The sequence below is a fragment of the Ruegeria sp. BC6 genome, assembly GCF_056539185.1.
In genome coordinates, this window is sequence record NZ_JBQFUM010000005.1 from 199870 (window position 1) to 216179 (window position 16310).

Sequence of the window (16310 nt, forward strand, 5' to 3'; positions counted from 1 at the left end):
AAACTCCTTTGCGCAATGGGTATCAGGCGAATCGGAAAAGGCCCAGCAGCAAGAGGCGGTTACTTGCGCGGGTTCAGAAGACCCGGCAGATCGGCCCGCATCCTGACTGGCGCCCGAACCTGACTTGCCAGCCAGTTGGGAACCGCAAGAAAAGGTTTGAACAACGGATTGTTGTTCACCTGCGCCTTGAGCTTCTCGAACTGCATCACATCCGCAATGCGGCGATCCAGGAATTCCCATGTCCGCTGGTGGTCCGAGCTGTCATCGCCCAACCAGAACAACAGGGTCGAGGAATACACACCCGACAGTGTTGCGCGTTTGGTGTACCAGTTGACATCATCCGAAGTGTCGCCCAGCGCATCCCAGATCAGGTCACAGGTGCCCCAGACCGCCTTGGCCCCATCTGCTGCATATGACGGCAATGAAAACAAAGTCACGCCTCGGCGCACCGCCTCCCTGTCGGGGACAGCCTGCAGGCGGAAGCGCACTGCGGCGGCAATCCTGTCGCGGAACTTCAGATCGCTCAGGTCCTCGGTCTCCAGCCGTTCAAGCATCTCGGCGTCCCCGCGGGCGTGAAATGCGAGCGCCAGATCCACGGCGCCCCGCGGGCAGATGACCCGGGCCAGACCTTCGTCCAGATCGCAGTCGGAAATGGCCGCGCGAAAGCTCTCTTCGGACCACCCGTCAAAAGGAACATGGGTCAGAATTGCGTCCAGCAATTGCTGTTTTGAATCTTCATAGGTCACGGTCATGGCGGTCCTCCGACTGTTGGGCCCAGTACTAGACAAGTTAGGTCCGCTTTGCTATACGGCCAACTCCTGCAATTTCCTTGCAACTCTATCTAGAAAGGTGGTGACAACCACATGCAGGTTAGTGTTCGCGACAACAATGTCGATCAGGCGCTTCGTGCCCTGAAGAAAAAGCTGCAGCGCGAAGGCGTGTTCCGTGAAATGAAGCTGAAGCAACATTTCGAGAAACCGTCCGAGAAAAAAGCGCGCGAGAAAGCTGAAGCGATCCGCCGTGCCCGTAAACTGGCACGCAAGAAAGCCCAGCGCGAAGGTCTGCTCTAAGATCTTCCTCGTCCAGCTTTGGATGACACTATTTGACGACCCCCGCGGCCCTGCCCGGGGGTTTGTCGTTTCAGTAGATCTTGGGCACGTACAATTCGTCCGGCAGAACCCGCCGTTCATACTCGGGATTGTATTTCCGATCCGGCAGAGTGACCTTTTCGTGGGGCACCTCTTCGTACGGAATCTTGGTCAGAATGTGCTCCATGCAGTTCAACCTTTCCCGCTTTTTGTCGTTGCCTTCGACAATGTACCAGGGGGCCTCGGGAATGTTGGTTCGGAACAGCATGTCTTCCTTGGCCTTGGTATAGTCTTCCCAGCGGATGCGCGATTCCAGGTCCATCGGTGACAGTTTCCACTGCTTCATCGGATCGTGGATTCGCATCAGAAAGCGCAGCTGCTGTTCTTCGTCCGTGATCGAGAACCAGTATTTCAGCAAAATGATTCCCGACCGAACCAACATGCGCTCGAATTCGGGAACGTCCTGAAAGAACTGCTCGACCTGGGCCTCGGTAGCGAAGCCCATCACCCGTTCGACGCCCGCCCGGTTGTACCACGAACGGTCGAACAGAACGATCTCACCCGCCGCCGGCAAATGCGGCACATAGCGTTGAAAATACCACTGGCTCTGCTCGCGCCGGCTGGGGGCAGGCAAAGCAACGACACGTGCAACCCGCGGGTCCAGCCGTTGGGTGATCCGCTTGATTACCCCGCCCTTTCCAGCGCTGTCGCGCCCTTCGAACAGGATGCAAACCTTGGCGCCGGTATGCTGCACCCAGTCCTGAACCTTGATCAGCTCGGCTTGCAGGCGCAACAGGTTGCGGAAATAGACCTTGCGATCCAGCATTTCAGGATGCTGTTCGCGATAGATCTTGCGGACCTCCATCGACAGCATGGGTTCACTGAACTCGATCTCAAAATCCTCGTCCAGTGTGTCCTGCAACTCGGCTTCCAGCCAATCGTCGACTGTGTTCTCATAGTCTTCAGCCAAGGGCCTGCTCCTTATCTTTCAACAGTCTCGGACCATATCGGGTACGTGTAACCGGCCAGTGTCATGCCGACCTGTTTCCCGCCCCGAAGGCCAATATTGAACCGGCTCAACGGCAGATACAACCGCATCGGCAAGAGTGACGCACCAGTATCAGACAGGCAGTGCTGTCGTCTTGAAAACGGTCCGCAGGGCGAACGAGCTTTGCATTTGCGCAACTCCGGGGAGGCGCGACAGATACTGGCGGTGGATGCGCGCAAAATCCTCGGTGTTTTCGGCGACCACCTTCAGGACATAATCCGCCGACCCGGCCATCAGGTGGCACTCCAGAACGTCTGGAATGCGCCGGACCGCCCGCTCGAAGGCCTCGAGCACCTCCTCGGCCTGACCCTGCAAGGTGATTTCGACGAATACGGTTGTCGGCACCCCCAGTTTGCGCGCATTCAACAGCGCGACATAGTCCCGAATATAGCCTTCCGCCTCAAGCCGCTGGACCCGGCGATGGCAGGCCGACGGTGACAGGTTGACCTGCTCGGACAGTTCCGCGTTCGACATACGCCCCTTGCGCTGAAGGGCCGCCAGAATCTTTCGGTCAGTCGCATCAAGTGACATTCACGCACATCCGTTGCAAGATTTTCTCATTTCATCGAAAAATTTCCCATATATTAGCGCAGTTGCGCACCGAGTTTCACAGAAATTGCACCGCTTTCTGCACATAATTTGTGCAGTTTATGAATGGAGAGCCCCATGAAAATCGGTTGCCCGAAGGAAATCAAACCGCAGGAGTTCCGCGTCGGCATGACCCCGAACGCCGCGCAGGAAGCGGTTGCCCGTGGTCACGAGGTCATCATCGAAACCGGCGCCGGGCTGGGTTCAGGCTTTGACAACGACGCCTACGTCGCCGCAGGCGCGCGCATCGTGGACAACGCGGAAGAGGTGTTCGCGACCGCCGACATGATCGTCAAGGTCAAGGAACCGCAAGCGGTCGAGCGCAAGATGCTGCGCGAAGGCCAGCTGCTGTTCACCTACCTGCACCTTGCGCCCGACCCGGAGCAAACCCACGATCTGCTGGCCTCGGGCTGCACGGCGATCGCCTATGAAACGGTGACGGATTCTAACGGTGGTCTGCCGCTGCTTGCCCCGATGTCCGAAGTCGCAGGTCGTCTGGCCCCGCAAGTGGGTTCGTGGACCCTGCAAAAAGCCAATGGCGGTCGCGGCGTTCTGATGGGCGGCGTCCCTGGTGTGGGCCCGGCCAAGGTTGTCGTGATCGGTGGCGGCGTCGTTGGCACGCATGCGGCTCAGGTGGCGGCGGGCATGGGCGCTGATGTGACCGTTCTGGACCGTTCGCTGCCGCGCCTTCGTTATCTGGATGACGTCTTCGGTGGCCGGTTCAAGAACCAGTACTCGACCGCCGGTGCTACGGCCGAACTGATCCAGTCGGCGGATATGGTGATCGGTGCCGTTCTGATCCCGGGCGCGGCCGCCCCGAAACTGATCACCCGCGAGCAATTGTCGACCATGAAGCCGGGCGCCGTGCTTGTCGACGTTGCCATCGACCAGGGCGGTTGCTTCGAAACCTCCAAGGCAACGACACACGCGGATCCGATCTATGAGGTGGATGGCATCATGCACTACTGCGTGGCCAATATGCCGGGTGCGGTGGCACGGACCTCGACCATCGCGCTGGGGAACGCAACGATGCCGTTCATGCTGGCGCTGGCCGACAAGGGCTGGAAGCAGGCGTGCCAGGACGATCCCCACCTTCTGGCAGGCCTCAACGTGCACGCCGGCCAGTTGACCTACTATGCCGTAGGCAAGGCACTGGGAATCGACGTGGTCTCGCCCGCAATGGTCGTCAAGGCCTGATCGAAACGCAACAGCGCCGCGCATCTGCGCGGCGCTTGGCCCAACCGGAGAAGGGCATTTCCAATGCCCGACGGACGGGCGGGAGCATTCAGCCCTCTTTGTGGATTTCCACCGAGTGCGGGTAGGGGATCGAAATGCCCTTGCTGTCAAAGGCCTCCTTGACGGCCTTGGTCAGATCAAACTTGACGTCCCAATAGTCGGCGGCCGCGCACCACAACCGCGCGGTCAGATCTACCGAGCTGTCTCCCAAGTTGGTCACACGCACCCAGGGCTCGGGGTCCGAGTGTATGCGCTTGTCCGCCTTGGCCACATCCAGAATGATCTTCATGGCCGCATCCGCATTGTCGCCATAGTCGATCCCGAACACCAGATCGACACGCCGCGTGTCGTGGGCCGAGTAGTTGGTGATGATCGACCCCCAGGACTGACCGTTGGGAACGATGATCTGCACATTGTCGGGCGTGACCAGTTCGGTCGTGAACAGGTTCAGGTCCTTCACCGTGCCGGCTGTCCCACCGATGTCAACGAACTGACCCAGCTTGTATGGCCGGAAAACCACCAGCATCACACCTGCGGCTAGATCGCTGAGCGTGCCCTGCAGCGCAAGGCCGATAGCCAGCGAAGCGGCACCCAGAATGGCAACGATACTCGTCGCTTCGATCCCGAAGATGCCAAGCACAGCAACCAGGACAATGGCCAGGATCACCCATTTGACGGTGCTGGCAACGAAATTCCCCAAAGTCGGATCGATTTGCGGGGTCGAATTAATTCGGCGGCGAACGATCCCTGCGATCATGCCAGCGGCTATCCAGCCAACAACAAGAACGATCAGGGCTTTGACCGCGCTCATGATCAATGGGGCAAATGCCCCTACCTGCGTCACGACCTCATCCACGGGCGTCTCCTTTCCAACAGCAACAAACCCGCGACTTTTGCGCGGGGTTTCCTCAACATTGGGCGATAAAACCGCACAGGTCTAGGTTTGAAATGTCCCGGATTTCCCCGCTGTGCTTCAGCAAACAGTCGCTGCCCGGGGTTGCACAGACCGCCATCTAACAATCCGCCCCTGAATGCCTAGCTTGCAATAGTACCCGAACAAGGAGCTTGCCATGCTGGACACCGCCACCTTCCCGATCATGACCAAATGGCCCCCGCATTCGCCGGAGCGGATCCAACTCTATTCCTTCCCGACGCCGAACGGCGTGAAGGTGTCCATCATGCTCGAAGAAACAGGCCTGCCCTACGAGGCGCACAAGGTCACCCTGTCAGACGCTGACGTCAAAAGCCCCGAGTTTCTGTCGCTGAACCCAAACAACAAGATTCCGGCGATCATCGATCCTGACGGCCCGGACGGACAGCCCTTGGCGCTGTTCGAAAGTGGTGCGATCCTGCTTTACCTGGCCGAGAAAACCGGCAAGTTCCTCGGCCAGAACACGGCCGACAAGTACCGGATCACGCAATGGCTGATGTTCCAGATGGGCGGCGTCGGCCCGATGTTCGGGCAGCTGGGTTACTTCCACAAGTTCGCCGGCAGCGCGATCGAAGACCCGCGCCCGCGCGAGCGGTATATCAACGAGGCCAAACGGCTGCTGAATGTCGTCGAGACCCAGTTGCACGGGCAGGACTGGATCGCCGGTGAGTACTCAATTGCCGATATCGCTTTGGCCCCGTGGCTGCGCGGCCTTGATTTCTACGGCGCCAAAGAGTTGGTCGGCTGGGACGATCATCGCAACACCATCGCCTATCTGAACCGGTTCCTGGACCGGCCCGCGGTTCAAAAGGGTCTGGTCACGCCTCCGCGCGGGTAAGGGATCACGCCGTCGCCGCCTTGCAAGCGGCGTCGGCATTCCGTGCCATCAACCGGGCAGTTTTCCGGTCAGCACATAGCGCAGAATCTCGACCACCTGACGGGGCTCCTCGGCCACCGCCAACGCGGCGGCATCGACCTCTTTCAGCGCATGCTGATGGTCGGGGCCGTGCAACACGATGATCGACTTGCCCAGGGCCGCGGCATAGCCCGCGTCAAAGGCCGCGTTCCACTGCTTGTACTTGTCGCCGAACCGCACCACGACGACGTCGGCATCGGCGATCCCCTTGCGGGTACGGATCGCGTTGACCATCGCGCCTTTTTGGTCGTGCCAGTACTTGTTCGGCTCGGCCCCCAGAATGGCGACCCCGCAATCGTCGCTGGCCGCATGATCGGTGACGGGGCTGTTGAACGTGACATCCAACCCCTGCGCGCCTTCGATGATCTGTTCGCGCCAATCCGTGTGGATCTCGCCCGACAGGTAGACATTCAAACCCATTGCAGCCTCCGCATTTTGCTTCTGGCCCTGTTTACTGTCCAAACCCGCAAAGCCCAATGCGGAAGTTGCCTGCCGATGCGGCGCTGGCGTTACAACTTGCGAGCCACCAGATAGCGCGAGGGCGGTTTCGCCGGGAAGTTCCCGCTTTCGATGATCTCGAACCCGGCCTTTTCAATTGTCGTTTCCAGCGTTTTGATGTCGAACTGGCTGACGAATGGCGCCTTGCCCAAAAGCTGCATGATCGGCAGCAGCAGCTTCAGCAAGCCGAACTTGAACCCCAATCCACCCTGGGCAAGACAGGGCGTTTTTGAAATGAACAGACCGCCGGGTTTCAACACCTCATGAACCCCGGACAGCGTCGCCTCCAGATCCCGGATCAGGTGCAGCAGATTGAATGCCATCACCACATCATAGGCCCAATTCGGGGGGCGGTTCGCGTCGGCCTCGACAAAGACGACGTTTTCGATCTGCTCCTCTTGCGCCAGCCTGCGGCCCACGGCCAACATGCCCGGAGAGACATCGCTCGCCGTGATCGTATCCGCATGGCCGGACAGACGCAGCGCGGTGCGCCCGGTTCCGCAGCCCAGTTCCAGCACCTGATCGGTCGGCTTCAGATAGGACACCGTGCGTTGCAACGTGTGCTCGTAGGACTCCATGTCCCGGATCGGGGATTTCGCGTATTTCTCGGCGATTCCGTCCCAGAATTTGGCTGTGGCGGTCATGTAGGCTCTCCTTTGAGCGCAAGGTAGTGATACGCGTTTCAAAGGTGAATTGCCGAAATTTGCAGAATCCTTATACATTCATGCATGGATGATCCGCGCAAATTCGACTGGAACCATATCCGCGCCTTTCTGGCCACGGCCGAGACCGGCTCGCTTTCGGCGGCGGCACGGCGATTGGACCAGACGCAACCGACCCTCAGCCGCCAGATCGCCGCGCTTGAATTCGACCTGGGCGTGATGCTGTTCGAACGGGTCGGCCGATCACTTCAGATCACCACCGCCGGGATCGAGCTGTTGGAGCACACCCGGACCATGGGCGCCGCCGCAGATCGCATTGCGCTGGCCGCGTCCGGTCAGGCGCAGTCGATCGAAGGGCAGGTGCGGATCACCGCAAGCGACGTGATGTCGGCCTATATCCTGCCGGATCTGCTTCGCGAGATTCGCGCGCAAGCTCCGAAACTGCGGATCGACGTGATCGCCGCGAACGACATTCGCGATCTGATGCGGCGCGAGGCGGATATCGCCATCCGACATGTCCGCCCCGACCAGCCCGACCTGATCGCAAAACTGGTGCAGGAGGCCGACGGGCATTTCTATGCCGCCACCGCCTACCTGAACCGGGCTGGGCGCCCCAAGTCCCTGTTGGAGCTATCCCGGCACGAGTTCATCAGTTTCGGCGACACCGCGCAGATGATCGCCTATTTCGAACCGATAGGCCTGCATCTGACCGAAGAAAACTTCCGCCTGGGGTCGCAGAACGGCATCGTCTCGTGGGAATTTGCCCGGCAGGGCTTTGGCATCGCGCCCATGTCCGAGCCGGTTGGCGATGCCACACCGGGTATGGAGCGCGTCCTTCCCGACATGGAGCCGCTGCGGTTCCCGATCTGGCTGACCACCCACCGCGAGCTGCATACCAGCCGGCGCATTCGGCTAGTCTTTGACCTGCTGGCAGAGTTCTTCGCAAAATGAAACACGCGCACCATCGGCGCGCGTGTCTCTTCGGGTTAGAGCCGCTTCAACCGCGCAGAACGCCGCCGGTTGCCTTGGTGACCTTGGCGATGATCTTTTCCGCCACCGCCTCGATGTCTTTTTCCTTCAGCGTGCTGTCGGTCGGCTGCAGACGCACGGTGATGGCCAGAGATTTCTTGCCCTCACCCAGGCTGCCGCCGATGAATTCGTCGAATACGCGCACCTCTTCGATCAGCGCCTTGTCGGCTCCGGCGGCGGCATTCACCAGCGTCAGCGCCTCGACATCGGCATCGACGACAAAGGCAAAGTCACGCTCGACCGCCTGCAGGTCGCGCAGTTCCAGCGCCGAGCGGGTGGTGCCGGATTTGCGCGGCAGCGGCACCTCGTCCGGCCAGATGGTGAAGGCCACGGCCGGGCCCTTGATGTCCAACTGCTGCAGCACGCGCGGATGCAGTTCACCGAACACGCCCAGCACCTTTTTGGGGCCAAGGCAGATCTTGCCGTGACGGCCCGGATGCCACCAGGCGTCGCCGTCGCGCAGGATCTGCACCTTGGCCGGGGCCCCGATGGCGGCCAGCACAGCCTCGGCATCGGCCTTGGCGTCGAACAAATCGACCGTGCGGGCGGCGCCATGCACATCCTTGGGTCCGGTCCGCCCGACCAGAAGGCCTGCGATCTGGGTGCGTTGCTCGCCGGGTTCCCCGTCATGAAAGACCGGGCCGACCTCGAACAGGGCCAGATCGGCAAAGCCGCGCGCCTGATTGCGGGCCGCGGCCTGCAGCAGGCCGGGCAGCAGGTCGGGGCGCATGTGGCTCATCTCGGACGAGATCGGGTTTTCCAGCATCGTCGCGTCATCGCCGCCACCGAACAGCGCGGCCGAAGCCTGATCGATGAAAGTATAGCTGACGCATTCACTGTACCCCAGCGCCGCGCAGGTGCGCCGCGCCATCGACTGACGCCGCTGGGCCGGAGTCATGACCGGCTTGGGTATACCATCCGTGACACGCGGCAGCGGCTTGCCCTGCAGCTTGGTCAGCGATGCGATGCGGGCGACCTCCTCGACCAGATCGGCCTCGCCCTGGATGTCGGGGCGCCAGCTGGGCACATGGGCCATGTCGCCTTCCAGCCGGAAGCCCAGCCGGGTCAGGGTCTGGCGCTGCTCGCTTTCGGGGATGTCCATGCCCACCAGCGACTGCACCCGCGCCGCATCCAGCCGATAGGCGCGCGAATGGTCCGGCGCCTTGCCGGCCTCGACGACCTTCGAAACCTCGCCGCCGCAGATATCCAGAATCATCTGGGTCGCGTGCTCCAGCCCTTCCAGCGTGTATTCCGGATCGACTCCACGCTCGAACCGGTAGCGCGCGTCCGAGTTGATCTTGAGCGCACGGCCCGCCAGCGCGATCTGGACATGATCCCAGAAGGCGCTCTCCAGGAACACGTTCACGGTGTCCTCGGTACAGCCGGTCTCTTGCCCGCCCATGATGCCGGCGATGGATTCCGGGCCGTTGTCGTCGGAAATCACCATCATGCCGGGCTGCAGCGTGTACTCCTTTTCGTCCAGCGCCACCAGCTTCTCACCGCCCTTGGCGCGGTACACCCGCAGGTTGCCTTTGACCTTGTCGGCGTCAAAGACGTGCAGCGGGCGGTTGCTGTCGAAGGTCATGTAGTTGGTGATATCCACCAGGGCCGAAATCGGACGCAGGCCGATCGCCTTCAGCTGATCCTGCAGCCATTGCGGGCTGGGGCCGTTCTTGACGCCGCGGATCAGGCGGCCGGTGAAATGCGGGCAGCCATCCAGCGTGTCGTCGTCGATCGTCACCTTGATCGGGCTTTCGAAATCCCCCGGCACCGGGGCATAGTCGCGCTGCTTCAGCGTGCCCAGACCCCGCGCCGCCAGATCGCGCGCGATGCCCGCAACGCCCAGCGCATCGGGACGGTTCGGGGTGATGGCGATCTCGATCACCGGGTCGATCTTGGCGGGGTCGTTTTCGGCCAGCCAGTCGACGAACCGCTGGCCCACCTCGCCCGAGGGCAGCTCGATGATGCCGTCATGTTCGTCCGACAGTTCCAGCTCGCGCTCGGACGCCATCATGCCAAAGCTTTCGACGCCGCGGATCTTGCCAACGCTGATCGTCAGATCCAGACCGGGGATATACATGCCCGGCTTGCAGACCACGACGGTGATGCCCTCGCGCGCGTTGGGGGCGCCGCAGATGATCTGCAACTCGCCCTCGTCGGTGTCCACTTTGCAGACGCGCAGCTTGTCTGCATCGGGGTGTTTCTCGGCATGTTTCACATAGCCAAGGGTAAAATCCTTGAGCTTGTCGGCCGGGTTGATGACCTCTTCGACCTCGAGCCCGAGATCGGTCAGCGCCTCGGCGATCTCATCAACCGAGGCGTCGGTGTCCAGGTGGTCTTTCAGCCAGGAGAGGGTGAATTTCATTTCTGTTTTCCTGTCCGGTAAGGCGGGCCAGCCCGCCGAATTCTCTTGGGCAGCAGGGCAAGCCCCACGCTATTTCATCGTGACAAGCCACCATGCAGGTTCGGCATATCCAACGCCGCAAACCCATAGTGCCGCAGCCAGCGCAGGTCGCTGTCAAAGAACGCCCGCAGATCCGGGATGCCGTATTTCAGCATCGCCAGACGATCGATGCCGATGCCGAAGGCAAAGCCCTGATAGACCTCGGGGTCGATCCCGCCGGCGGCGATCACCTTGGGGTGGACCATGCCGCTGCCCAGAATCTCCATCCAGTCGTCGCCCTCGCCGATCTTCAGCTGGCCGCCTTCCCAGGAACAGCGGATATCGACCTCGGCCGAGGGTTCGGTGAACGGGAAATGCGAGGCGCGGAAGCGCAGTTCGACATCGTCGACCTCGAAGAACGCCTTGACGAATTCCTCCAGAACCCATTTCAGGTTCGCCATCGAGATGTCCTTGTCGATGGCCAGGCCTTCGACCTGGTGGAACATCGGCGTGTGGGTCTGGTCATAGTCGGCGCGATAGACACCGCCCGGACAGATCACGCGGATCGGCGCGCCCTGCTTTTCCATCGAGCGGATCTGAACCGGCGAGGTATGGGTGCGCAACACATGCGGCGGGCGATTGTCGCCCGGCGCGCGGTGCATGTAGAACGTGTCCATCTCGGCCCGCGCGGGGTGGTGGCCGGGGATGTTCAGCGCGTCGAAATTGTACCAGTCGGTCTCGATCCGCGGACCTTCGGCGACGGAAAAGCCCAGTTCGGCAAAGATCGCGGTCAGTTCCTCGGTCGCCTGGCTGACCGGGTGGATCGAGCCTTGGCGGCGCGGGCGCGCGGGCAGGGTCACGTCCAGCCACTCGGTCCGCAGACGTTCGTCCAGCGCGGCATCGGCCAATGCGGCCTTCTTGGCGGCCAGCGCCGAATTGATCTCGTCCTTCAGCGCGTTCAGCGCGGGGCCGGCGACCTGGCGTTCCTCGGGCGTCATCTTGCCCAGTTCGCGCATCTTCAGCGCCACTTCGCCCTTTTTGCCCACCGCGGCCACGCGGATCGCTTCCAGCGTGCTTTCGTCGCCTGCGTCAGCGATCTGACCCAGGTATTTTGCCTTAAGATCGTCCATGACGGTCCCCTGAATTCTGTTGCTGTCCTGCTATCACAGCAGCGCGCGAAAGCAAGAGGGCCGGGCCGCGCGATCAGGTCGCGCGCAGAACCGCTGCCTGTCGATCACACCGGACCGGGCGGATCGTGGGGCCATAGCCCTGCGGATGGGTCTGCAGTTCGGGGAACAGCGCAAACAGTTCGCGCGCGGCCTCCTGCTTCAGCCCCGAGAGCGCCTCCTGCCCCGGAAAGAAGCTCTCGGACACAAGACCTGAAGTGGTGACCAGCTGGTGCTGGTCGAAGAACAGGTGGACATAGCGGACAATGTCACAGGGCTGCACGGTGACGGTATCGCCGTTGACCAGCGATTTGGCGGGGACCAGAACCTCATCCTCGCCGAACAGAAGCTGGGTTTGCCAGCCTCCGACCAGAATGCGGTGCTGGGGCGAGACCAGAATGTCTGTCTTGGCGCCCAGAACACCCGCGCCGATGCGCACCGGCGCGAAACGACCCACGCCGCGCACCGTGCGGCCGCCGATCCAGCGCACCCGGCAGGGGCCGTCATCGACGGTCAGGACCGTATCGCCGGGCTGCAGCGTCTCGATCCGGCGCGGCCCCTCGGGGGTATCAACCAGGGTTCCGGCCGTGAAACAGGCGGCCCCGGTATCCCCGGGCGACAAGGGGCCATAGGTCAGCGTGTCAGGATCGGGTTGATTGAACTGCAGGGTCGTCGTCGTCTGGTTCGGCCCGACCAGCACCGGCAGGTTGACCGAGGTTTCCCCGGCCGCCAACCCATCGACCGCGACGATGTTCTGCGTGCCGCCACCGATGTCGTAGAAATCTATTACCTCACCCGTGGCGGTGTTGGTCAGCGCATAGGCTTCGTAATTGGTTGGGCCGCCACCATCCGGATCGGTCAGGAAGATCGGAAAATCATCGGCCGAGATGACATAGACGATCTCGTTGTTGTCGGGGTCGACGGTGACCTGAACGGAGGGATCGTTGAGTGGGATCTCGATCCCAACCTGCCCGTTCGCCTGATAGAAGGACACGGTGAAATCCGCCGGATCTTCGCCGGGGCGAAGGGACACCTCCAGGAATTCGGACACGCCCGAATTCGCGGCATAGGCATTGGAATAATGCAACTCACTGATACGCGCCATGAAAGCACCACGACCGGAAAACCTGACCCGAATGTATCGCGCAAACGCCGCCGCCGAACAAGGCGCGATCCGGGAATGTGGCTAACAGGCCCCTAATTGCAACAGGTCGCGGTCAGTAGCTGTATTCGGGGTAGATCCGCGTCAGATCGCCCTGCCAGTCGCCGTGGTAATGCTCGAGCAGTTCGTCGGCTGGCACCTTGCCGGACTGGATGCTTTCCTTCAAAGCGTTCAGGAAATGCGTCTCGTCCGGGACAAGCCCGCCCGCACCCGGCCGCGCCCGCGCCTTCAGGCCGGACTCGGCGATGGCCACCACCTCGCGCGCCAGATCGTGCATGTTGATACCGCCGACCTGCGCCTGCAGCCCGTCCCGGGCCGCGGCGACGCGCAACCCCTCGCGGGTTTCGGCGTCCCAGCCCTTGACCAGATCCCATGCGGCATCCAACGCGGACTGGTCATAGGTCAGCCCCACCCAGAAGGCGGGCAGCGCGCACAGGCGGCGCCACGGGCCGCCATCGGCCCCGCGCATTTCCATGAATTTCTTGATCCGCGCCTCGGGGAATGCGGTGGTCAGGTGATCGGCCCAATCCGAAAGCGTCGGCGTCTCGCCCGGCAGCGCGGGCAGCTTGCCCTGCAGAAAATCGCGGAACGACATGCCCAGCGCATCGATATATTTGCCGTCGCGATAGACGAAGTACATCGGCACATCCAAGGCATATTCCACGTAGCGCTCGAACCCGAAGCCGTCCTCGAACACGAAGGGCAGCATGCCGGTGCGCGCGTCATCCAGATGCCGCCAGATGTAGCTGCGCCAGCTTTTGTGGCCATTGGGCTTGCCCTCGAAGAAGGGCGAGTTGGCAAACAGCGCGGTCGCCACCGGTTGCAGGGCCAGCGCCACGCGCAGCTTCTGCACCATGTCCGCCTCGGACCCGAAATCAATGTTGACCTGCACCGTGCAGGTCCGGCGCATCATGGCGCGGCCCATGTCGCCGACCTTTTCCATGTAGTCGTTCATCAGGACATACCGGCCCTTGGGCATCAGCGGCATGTCCTCGTGCTTCCAGATCGGCGCGGCGCCCAGCCCGATGAAGCCTACGCCGATCTTGTCGGCAATGTCCTTCACGTCGCGCAGATGCGCGTTCACCTCGTCGCAGGTCTCGTGGATGGTCTCCAGTGGCGCGCCTGACAGCTCCAGCTGCCCGCCCGGTTCCAGTGAGACGTTGGCCCCGTCCTTTTCCAGCCCGATCAGCTTGCCCGCCTCTTCCACGGGGGTCCAGCCATGCCCGTCGCGCAGCCCCTGCAGTACCGCCAGGATCGAGCGTTCGCCTTCATAGGGCAGCGGCTTCAGCGTGTCCTTGCAATAGCCGAATTTCTCGTGCTCGGTCCCGATGCGCCATTCGCTTTTGGGTTTGCAGCCATCGGCCAAGTATTCGGCCAGTTGTTCGTGGCGTTCGATCGGCCCGCCGCCGGACTGAGGAATGGACATGAACCGTGCTCCGATCCTGAAGTGTCGAGTCGTGGGGGTCAGTGGTGGTCGCAATCTCCCCCGGTGTCAATGCACCGTCAGTTCAACCGGATGTGTGCCGGGCGCGAGGGATGGCGTTCCCAGATGACCACCGGATGCGACGCCCCGCCCTTGAGTTCCGACAGCATCCGCTCGGTCCGCAGCCCCGGCAGGGCCGAGAACACGTCGAACAGCGCCTCGGCACCCTCGGCATTCACGGGAATGTGAAGCGGCGGCTGGCCGGGCTGCTGCAGCACCCAATGCGCGGGGCTGGCGGTAGGGTCCAGAGTCAGGCTCTCGATTTCGCGGGTGGCGACGATGCCGCCGTCCAGCGGCCCCAGGTAGGCGATCTGCCCCTCATCCACCGACACCACGCCCGGCCCGCCCGCGCCCAGCCGGAACCGCGCGCGCTGTACGCCGATCACGGCCAGCGCGACCGAGACCAGCACAAGCACCCAGCCCAGCCAGCCCAGCAACCCGCCCGGGCCGCCGATCCAGCTGAGGCCAAGGATCAGAACGAACCCGGCGGCCAGCACCTCGCGCCAGCGCCACAGGGCCAGTTTGGCTTCGGATCGGATGAAACTCATGACGCGGCCTCCATCTGATCGCTGAACAGGACCAGTGAAAAGGTCCCGGCAGGGGCAAACCCAATAGCAACATAAGCACGCACGGCGGCGTTTGAAGCCGCGAACAGAACGGCCTTGCGCACTCCGGCGGCCCGCGCCTCGGCCAGATGCAGGGCGACGGCGGTGCGGGCATAGGCCCGACCACGCAGCGCAGGCGGGGTGAACACGCCGCCGATCTGGACGATCTCGGGCAGCGTGGCATTGAAGCCCGTCATGCTGACGGGCTGGTCGTCGACCATCAGCAGCCGGTGCGAGTCGCGCTGAATATATCCGTCGATGTCCTTCTGCGCAGCCGCGCGGGCCATGCCCGGGTCGGTGCCCAAAGATTCCAGGTGATAGGCCTCGCGCCAGCGGATCAACAGGCTCCGGTCGCCATCCGACAGCGGCACCAGCCTTGCGCCATCCGCTTGCGGAACGATCAGGTCGCGCAGGTCCAGCGCAAAGGAGGGCTCGTCCCGATCCAGATGCGCGGCTCGGTCCTGCCATCCGGCCTGTCGCAGAAACCGGCGGGCTTGCGTGGCCTCGCCCGCCAGCCCCATGACCGTGCGGCCCCGGATCAGATCCGCTGCCTCGGCCAGGCCGGCCTCGGGCAGATCCGGGCATTGCGGCAGAATCATGCCTTCGTTGGTGATGCCGAACACGCCGCGCAGCGGGTCGCCCAGCATCCACATGCTCATCGCGCGCGGCGCGGGTGCGTTCAGGCCAAACTCTCGCAGGTTGGCCAGCGCGAACATCGAGCTTTGCACATGGTCCAGAAGAAACCGTTCAATCGCCGGAATGTCCTGTTGCTGCGCCACCCGCCACATCAGGACCAGTCCCCCAGCGCCTGTTGCCACAGGGTCATCGCGGCCACCGCCGCCGTATCGGCCCGTAGGATGCGCGGCCCCAGGCTGACCACATGCGTGAACGGCAGATCCTTCAACCGTTGGCGCTCGGCATCGGAGAACCCGCCCTCGGGGCCGATCAGAATGGCCCACGGTCGGCCCTTGTCCTGCGCGGCCAGGCGCAGGGCCGACCCGGCCTCGGCCTCGTCGCAGAACATCAGCTGGCGGCCGTCGGGCCAGTTGTCCAACAGCTTGTCCAGCCGCTGCAGGTCGCAGACCTCGGGCACGAAAGTGCCGCCGCATTGCTCGGCCGCCTCGACCGCATGGGTCTGCAGCCGGTCCTGGCGGATGCGTTCGGAATTGGTGAAGGCGGTCTGCACCGGCATGATCTTGGCGGCTCCCATCTCGGCCGCCTTTTCGACGATGAAATCGGTCCGCGCCTTCTTGATCGGGGCAAACAGCAGCCACAGGTCCGGCGGCAGTTGCAGTGGCCGGGTCTGTTCAAGACAGCTCAGAACACCGCCCCGCTTGCCCGCCTCGGCCACCTGCGCCAGCCACTCGCCATCGCGGCCGTTGAACAGGCCCACCTGCCCGCCCACGGCCAGACGCATCACGCCGAACAGGTAATGGGCCTGCTCGCGCGTCAAAGGAACCGATTGCCCCGCACCCAAAGGGTGATCTACATACAGCCTGATCTTCGCACTCATGA

The 16310-nt window shown here is 62.6% G+C and carries 17 protein-coding genes; 4 read left to right on the forward strand and 13 right to left on the reverse strand.

Features of this window, described 5'->3' with window-relative positions:
• Window positions 1–59: 59 nt before the first annotated feature.
• Window positions 60–752, reverse strand: a complete 693-nt coding sequence (locus ACR0MM_RS15505) for a COQ9 family protein (protein WP_480697192.1) — start codon at window positions 750–752, stop codon at window positions 60–62.
• A 111-nt stretch (window positions 753–863) separates the two neighbouring features.
• Between ACR0MM_RS15505 and rpsU the strand changes: the two genes are divergently transcribed.
• Window positions 864–1070 carry a 30S ribosomal protein S21 gene (gene rpsU / locus ACR0MM_RS15510; RefSeq protein WP_005614280.1) on the forward strand — a complete coding sequence of 69 codons (207 nt, stop codon included), beginning with the start codon at window positions 864–866 and terminating at the stop codon, window positions 1068–1070.
• 70 nt (window positions 1071–1140) lie between these two features.
• Here rpsU and ppk2 read toward each other — a convergent pair whose 3' ends face one another.
• Complete coding sequence (gene ppk2 / locus ACR0MM_RS15515) at window positions 1141–2058, reverse strand: polyphosphate kinase 2 (RefSeq protein ID WP_170360005.1); 918 nt, start codon at window positions 2056–2058, stop codon at window positions 1141–1143.
• Window positions 2059–2208: 150 nt separating this feature from the next.
• Window positions 2209–2667 carry an Lrp/AsnC family transcriptional regulator gene (locus ACR0MM_RS15520; protein ID WP_093963556.1) on the reverse strand — a complete coding sequence of 153 codons (459 nt, stop codon included), beginning with the start codon at window positions 2665–2667 and terminating at the stop codon, window positions 2209–2211.
• A gap of 135 nt (window positions 2668–2802) precedes the next feature.
• On the opposite strand from ACR0MM_RS15520, the gene ald reads away from it, so the two are divergent.
• A complete protein-coding gene (gene ald, locus ACR0MM_RS15525; protein ID WP_480697194.1) occupies window positions 2803–3921 on the forward strand; it encodes an alanine dehydrogenase in 1119 nt (372 codons plus the stop codon).
• Between the two features lie 88 nt (window positions 3922–4009).
• Here ald and ACR0MM_RS15530 read toward each other — a convergent pair whose 3' ends face one another.
• Window positions 4010–4816: a mechanosensitive ion channel family protein gene (locus tag ACR0MM_RS15530; RefSeq protein WP_170440245.1), complete on the reverse strand. Its 807-nt coding sequence runs from the start codon at window positions 4814–4816 to the stop codon at window positions 4010–4012.
• A gap of 214 nt (window positions 4817–5030) precedes the next feature.
• On the opposite strand from ACR0MM_RS15530, the gene ACR0MM_RS15535 reads away from it, so the two are divergent.
• Window positions 5031–5729, forward strand: a complete 699-nt coding sequence (locus ACR0MM_RS15535) for a glutathione S-transferase family protein (RefSeq protein ID WP_170360001.1) — start codon at window positions 5031–5033, stop codon at window positions 5727–5729.
• Between the two features lie 48 nt (window positions 5730–5777).
• Here the strand turns inward: ACR0MM_RS15535 and ACR0MM_RS15540 are convergent, their stop codons facing one another.
• Together ACR0MM_RS15540 and ACR0MM_RS15545 are read right to left on the reverse strand one after the other, a co-directional pair.
• A complete protein-coding gene (locus ACR0MM_RS15540; protein ID WP_480697196.1) occupies window positions 5778–6227 on the reverse strand; it encodes a YtoQ family protein in 450 nt (149 codons plus the stop codon).
• Window positions 6228–6316: 89 nt separating this feature from the next.
• Window positions 6317–6949 (reverse strand): class I SAM-dependent methyltransferase, encoded by a 633-nt coding sequence (locus ACR0MM_RS15545; protein WP_170343038.1) that lies wholly within the window; start codon window positions 6947–6949, stop codon window positions 6317–6319.
• An 84-nt stretch (window positions 6950–7033) separates the two neighbouring features.
• Here ACR0MM_RS15545 and ACR0MM_RS15550 point away from each other — a divergent pair, with 84 nt between their 5' ends.
• On the forward strand, window positions 7034–7918 hold the full coding sequence (locus ACR0MM_RS15550; RefSeq protein WP_480697198.1) for a LysR family transcriptional regulator: 885 nt from the start codon (window positions 7034–7036) through the stop codon (window positions 7916–7918).
• Window positions 7919–7964: 46 nt separating this feature from the next.
• On the opposite strand, the gene pheT is transcribed toward ACR0MM_RS15550, so the two are convergent.
• The 7 genes from pheT to ACR0MM_RS15585 form a co-directional block, all read right to left on the reverse strand.
• Window positions 7965–10361, reverse strand: a complete 2397-nt coding sequence (gene pheT, locus ACR0MM_RS15555; protein WP_480697200.1) for a phenylalanine--tRNA ligase subunit beta — start codon at window positions 10359–10361, stop codon at window positions 7965–7967.
• Between the two features lie 74 nt (window positions 10362–10435).
• The gene (pheS, locus tag ACR0MM_RS15560; protein WP_093963563.1) at window positions 10436–11509 is read right to left on the reverse strand and encodes a phenylalanine--tRNA ligase subunit alpha; all 1074 of its coding nucleotides are present in this window, start codon (window positions 11507–11509) and stop codon (window positions 10436–10438) included.
• A 73-nt stretch (window positions 11510–11582) separates the two neighbouring features.
• Window positions 11583–12650, reverse strand: a complete 1068-nt coding sequence (locus tag ACR0MM_RS15565) for a Hint domain-containing protein (RefSeq protein ID WP_480697202.1) — start codon at window positions 12648–12650, stop codon at window positions 11583–11585.
• A gap of 112 nt (window positions 12651–12762) precedes the next feature.
• Window positions 12763–14133, reverse strand: a complete 1371-nt coding sequence (locus tag ACR0MM_RS15570) for a glutamate--cysteine ligase (protein WP_170342329.1) — start codon at window positions 14131–14133, stop codon at window positions 12763–12765.
• Between the two features lie 77 nt (window positions 14134–14210).
• On the reverse strand, window positions 14211–14738 hold the full coding sequence (locus ACR0MM_RS15575; RefSeq protein ID WP_480697204.1) for a hypothetical protein: 528 nt from the start codon (window positions 14736–14738) through the stop codon (window positions 14211–14213).
• Window positions 14735–15613, reverse strand: coding sequence for a GNAT family N-acetyltransferase (locus ACR0MM_RS15580; protein ID WP_480697206.1), 879 nt, complete (start codon window positions 15611–15613; stop codon window positions 14735–14737). The genes ACR0MM_RS15575 and ACR0MM_RS15580 overlap by 4 nt, the downstream gene beginning before the upstream one ends.
• On the reverse strand, window positions 15583–16308 hold the full coding sequence (locus ACR0MM_RS15585) for a 16S rRNA (uracil(1498)-N(3))-methyltransferase (RefSeq protein WP_480697208.1): 726 nt from the start codon (window positions 16306–16308) through the stop codon (window positions 15583–15585). Before ACR0MM_RS15585 ends, ACR0MM_RS15580 begins: the two co-directional genes overlap by 31 nt.
• Window positions 16309–16310: the final 2 nt, after the last annotated feature.